1 protein-coding gene is annotated in these 1,091 nt (G+C 49.4%); it reads left to right on the top strand.

Translation table 11 applies throughout. The annotated features are described in order from the left end of the window. Nucleotides 1–205 precede the first annotated feature (205 nt). Nucleotides 206–946: a phosphoribosyltransferase gene (locus INT19_RS11720; RefSeq protein ID WP_193060862.1), complete on the top strand. Its 741-nt coding sequence runs from the start codon at nt 206–208 to the stop codon at nt 944–946. The last annotated feature ends 145 nt before the right edge of the window (nt 947–1,091 follow it).

Raw genomic sequence — 1,091 nt, 5'->3', positions numbered from 1 at the left:
CTTTCTTACCACGTGGCGCTGGTGAAAGGCACCGATGTGGATAAGCCGCGTAACTTAGCGAAAAGCGTCACGGTGGAGTGAAGGGTGGGGCCCTTCGGGCTTGTGAGAGGCGGAGGCCAGAAGTGACGAGAATGGCCGGGGTTGCTATGCTATTGAGCGTGTGAAACAGAAAGGAAATTAAAGGGGCAAGCTTTGAGTCACTGTGATGGATAGGGTGTACTCCTTTCCAAAGGAGGCAAAGCACTACCATTGTTTTGTCAGCGATATTGATATCAAGCAGCATGTTGATTATCGCTCGGCAAAGTCAGGTGATGCTGACTCTGCCCTGAGTCTTATTAGTGATTTGGCTCTTGATTTCCTGGTTTCTCTCAAGGGAGAGTTTCCAAGTGGATCGATATTTGTATCACCTTATGCTAAAGAAGCAGCTGGCGATAACGCCCTTCCTTTGATGTTGTCGTTACTGTGTGCGGAACTTCTGGATGGTAGCAGTGAAACAGATATTGTCCAGATGCAAAGGGTCTTCCACACAGGGGCTGACCCGATGGAAAGGTTGATTTCCAGGCCATCATTTGAAGGGGCTGTTCAGCACGGAGGCCATTACGTGCTTGTGGATGATGTGACCAGTATGGGCAGCACATTGGCCGAGCTTGCTAACTACTTGCTGCTGAATGGCGGAAAAGTTGTTGGCACTCTTTTACTAGTGAATGCAGGTCGTTCAAAAGACTTTCGAGCCTTACAAAAGCATTTTCGATTATTGGAGGCACGTTTTGGTGATGAAATCAAAGACATCTTCGGAATACACATCTCAGCCCTCACCGCCAACGAAGCAAGTTATCTCGTCGGCTTTAGAACCGCTGACGAGATCCGAAATCGATGCGCTAAGGCAGAAAAAGAAACATCTAAGCGCTTACTATCAAAAGGTCATACGGGATCAGCTGGCCAATAGATGAGATCGGGCTTTCGCTTTGGAAGCGTCTGGCCATTAAGGGATGGCCTCTACCTCAAACGCCACGATCTGCCGCTGCTCGTTGGCGAACTCCACCCCGCCGTTCTACCGTTTTCGCATGCCTTTAGCGGGAATCCAGTGTGGT

The sequence above is a fragment of the Halomonas sp. 3A7M genome (genome assembly GCF_014897875.1).
Taxonomy (GTDB): domain Bacteria; phylum Pseudomonadota; class Gammaproteobacteria; order Pseudomonadales; family Halomonadaceae; genus Vreelandella.
This window is presented reverse-complemented; position numbering and strand designations above follow the sequence as displayed.

Coding starts and splice junctions, on each gene's coding strand:
- INT19_RS11720 (WP_193060862.1), top strand. CDS start 206: ATGGATAGGGTGTACTCCTTTCCAAAGGAGGCAAAGCACTACCATTGT.